The organism is Caballeronia sp. LjRoot34 (genome assembly GCF_964253815.1).
Classification (GTDB): domain Bacteria; phylum Pseudomonadota; class Gammaproteobacteria; order Burkholderiales; family Burkholderiaceae; genus Caballeronia.
Window position 1 is genome coordinate 1 of record NZ_CAXUSB020000022.1, and the last position, 3,642, is coordinate 3,642.

At 59.5% G+C, this 3,642-nt stretch carries 3 protein-coding genes and 1 pseudogene; 1 reads left to right on the forward strand and 3 read right to left on the reverse strand.

The genetic code is table 11. The features are described 5' to 3' along the window. The first annotated feature begins 5 nt into the window (after positions 1–5). Positions 6–1,058: an IS1595 family transposase gene (locus ACSQ36_RS46910; RefSeq protein WP_436187621.1), complete on the forward strand. Its 1,053-nt coding sequence runs from the start codon at positions 6–8 to the stop codon at positions 1,056–1,058. 28 nt (positions 1,059–1,086) lie between these two features. Here the strand turns inward: ACSQ36_RS46910 and ACSQ36_RS46915 are convergent. From ACSQ36_RS46915 to ACSQ36_RS46925, 3 genes and pseudogenes are all read right to left on the reverse strand, one after another. After that, positions 1,087–1,212, reverse strand: a pseudogene (locus tag ACSQ36_RS46915) (transposase); the annotation flags it as partial. 983 nt (positions 1,213–2,195) lie between these two features. After that, the gene (locus ACSQ36_RS46920; RefSeq protein ID WP_436187619.1) at positions 2,196–2,840 is read right to left on the reverse strand and encodes a hypothetical protein; all 645 of its coding nucleotides are present in this window, start codon (positions 2,838–2,840) and stop codon (positions 2,196–2,198) included. Positions 2,841–3,357: 517 nt separating this feature from the next. Continuing rightward, a partial coding sequence (locus tag ACSQ36_RS46925) for a hypothetical protein (protein ID WP_436187620.1) occupies positions 3,358–3,642 on the reverse strand: 285 nt, incomplete at its 5' end.

Sequence of the window (3,642 nt, forward strand, 5' to 3'; positions counted from 1 at the left end):
CCGGCATGGAGATCCCAATCGCAGGCATTGACTACCCTCGTTCCTTCGGCGAGTTCCAGACGTGGTTCCAGTCCGATGCCGACTGCTTGGACTACCTGGAGTGGCTGCGCTGGCCGTCCGGGTTTGTCTGTCCGGAATGCGGCCACGCTGGCGGATGGCGGCTGGGAGACGGGAGGTTCATGTGCGCGGACTGTGACAGCCGAACATCCGTGACGGCGGGGACCATCTTCGACCGAACCCGTACGCCACTCACAGTTTGGTTCGCAGCTTGCTGGAACTTCGCCAGCGGCAAGGATGGAATCTCGGCCCTGAGTCTGAAGCGGCCTTTGCAAATCGGCTCGTACCAGACGGCTTGGGCCATGCTGCACCGGTTGCGATCCGCGTTGGTTCGTCCCGATCGGGAACTGCTGCGCGGCAAGGTAGAGGTGGATGAAACGTACATCGGCGGTCTCGAGCCGGGGTTGACCGGAGGGCGCGCCCAAGGCAAGAAGGTACTTACGTGTATCGCAGTCGAGATCCTTGAGCCCAAGGGGTTTGGCCGCTGCCGTATGGCGCCCGTCGCGGACGCCTCGGCGGAGTCGCTGCAGGCTTTCGTGTCGGCAAACGTCGAGCCAGGGGCAACGGTGATCACCGTTGCCTGGCAGAGCTACCGAGGATTGGGCAAGAAAGGCTACATCCATGACCGTCGCAGCCAGCGGGTAGCCAGCGCGCGTGGAGAAAACCCAGGCGCGCTGCTGCCGGGCGTGCATCGAATCGCGTCCTTGGCAAAGCGCTGGCTGCTCGGAACACACCAAGGAGCGGTGGACGCCGCGCACTTGCCCAGCTACCTCAACGAGTTCGTGTTCCGCTTCAACCGCCGACGTTCACGTAGCCGCGGGCTGCTGTTTTACAGGGTCTTGGAGCTCGCCGTCGCCCATGACCCCGTGCGCTACCAGGATCTGACGCGCAAGAAAAGTCCCAAGCCCATGCGGCCCATGCCACCGCGGAAACGCGGGCATCCTCCCAGTCTCGAGCGCCCTCGGCAGAACCGGCCGTGGAGACGATCTGACTCCGGTTAAATGGACACCCCATAGCCCGCTTATCGCCCTACACGCCTCGCAATACGTTCATCCGCTTGATGTTCCACGCGAGCGCGACCAGCGACCATTCAGCTGTGACGCTGGACAGCCCACGCAGCGAGAACTGCCGGAATCCCATCACGTGCTTGATGATCGGCATCCCCGTGATTTCAGTGCAGATTGCGACGGTAGCTCGATCTAGGCCCGACAAGGTTTTGCGAACCGGCACGATTTAAATATCCAAGAAAATCAGATAGTTGCTGTTTGCCTTTTCTGGCCTTTGCCGTCGCGCAGGCACAGTCGAAACTCGCCGGTGCCCGCCGGAAAGCCGTGTCCAGTCTGGCTTTCCGGCCAGTCGAGCGGTCGGCTCGTGATGCCAGCGGAGTGTCTCTGACAGGTAAACCGGCAGCGAGCATCACGTCTGTCTGGCAGGGATAGCAAACGGATCAATCGCTGGAATACCTCTTTTCGAGCCGCCGCTGATAGGCTATCGGCAAGAAGTGCCTTTATCGCCGCGAAACCAACCCGTTTCGGCCTCACCCCAAGGCCGTGAGCCGTCATTGGAGGCCCCCGACAGAAAGGGGTTGATTTGATTGAATATTATATTGGGGGCAATCGCTAACCCTTGTCGCGCCTAGATCGAGTTACCGTCGCAATCTGCACCGAAATCACGGGGATGCCAGCGCTCCGCCCCTATAAAAATATTGCGAGAAATCAGTCAGTTGCTGTTTGCCTTTTTGCGTGTCGTGGGCCCGGTTTTCGGCCCGAAAGATGACTCGCGCGGGCTTACAACGCTCAAATCAAACGTTAGAAAACCATTTTTTGAGCGGGTGCCTCTCGGCTGAACGGCGATAACTTTGATCTGGGGCGGTGACAGGATGAACGCGGCAGCCCTCCACACGGGGGTTCCGGCCGTGCGGCGCCGGCAAACAACGCGGAAATAACCAAACAGGAAGTGTTTGATTTAGTTCGAAATGTTATTAGGGTCGACTCGCAAACCCGCATGGGGCCAAGGGCCCGCTACCCCCGTATACTGCACAAAAATCAAAGGGACCCCAATCAAGCGATGAGCGCTGCTTTCGCCTGCGTCAAACTGGGTGCAGTGGTTTGTCGCGAGAACAGCGCCCCAAAAGTAGCTCAGTTTTGGATGTTTTCCTCGCAATCTTCCCAGTACCGCAGCGGGTCGCGATGTTGTGCATAGCGTAAGTTGAGCCACGCTGACAGCCTGGTCCAATCTGGATGATTGGGACCAGTTTGGGCAGACCAGATCGACGACCTCTCAAGAATTTGACCGTTCCCGCGATCACGGACAAGCAAGCTGCCCAGTCCGCTTGAACTGTTCGCCTGTGACTCAACCAGATACCGTGGGAGAATTTTGAGTTCAGCATCCTTGGCCCATCCGTATAAGGCGCGGACCACGCCGGACGGATCTCGTAGCTCTATGGGGCCGCTTTCCGGGCGAACGGCTGTCCATCCTTCAGGAAACTCGGTGACAACCTCGTTTTTACCTTCCCTCACCCACTTCACGCGCCATGCCCGCACCATCGCCTCGCGCATGCGAGAAACCGACTCGTAGCCAGCAGGCAACTCGATCGCCATCGGAAGCGTAATGAGGTTGTCTTTCCAGAGTTTGTTTTCGTCGTCGACGCGCTTGACCACGTCGAACGCCCCTGCTTCGAATGGGTTCTCGGGCCGGCTCGATACTCTCACGTTCCCGGCGGGCAGTCCCTCGAAAAGGCGCTCAGCATCATGGCGGGTAAGTTTTGTCTTTCCTTTCTTCATTGATCTCTCTGCAGCAAGGTTGTCTCGCTAACGCCTGGGCCCTAACGACCGAAGTCGGGCGCCACTTCCTCTCACGCGCGTTTGAAGGTGCTCACGATCCTATTCTGCTCCATTCCTTCCCGCGCGATGTCCAGACTGCGGCAAGCGCAACCGGGTGGAGGTCACGCCGTTCGCTTGGGATGGAAGAAAGATTGCGAGCGGAGAGGCGCGTCGCTGAACAGACCGAAGGCCTGGATGACATGACGTTGGGGAACGGTGATACCTGGCGCCACACCGCTTCCCTTCAAAACACCACAACGTAAGTCGGGGTCAGACTCTAGGTACGTGCCGCCGTCACCGAGGCAGCATTGCTGCATGCGGATCGGCCGTAGCACTTGTGCGCCCCGACCGATGCAGTTCTCCAGAGCGAGCGAGCCGCCACCCAGCAGGCGCGCGCCGTCGCCTATAGTAATAGCGATTCCAGGTGCGTCAGCCTTGATTGTGAAGCCCCCTTCTTCACCGATCTCGACGCCGTTGTCTACTGTGACCGAGCCACCCCGAGCAACGATCGTGGTTCCTGAGCCAGGTCAAGGATCTGCCGGTTAACCTGACCGTCGCATGCGATTTTCGCGCTGCCATGGCCGAAGGCGGCATCGTTTCTCTCGAGACTGGTCCCGACTGCGATGAGGCCTGGCTCGAGGCAGAGCTTGCGAAGCTTGGTATCGGCCGGTCCGCGCTCCATAGACTGATACCGCGCGCGTTCGCCGAAATTGAGCACGGCTCCCCTTTTGAAGGCGTTTAGGCAAATGCAAGCGACCGGGCG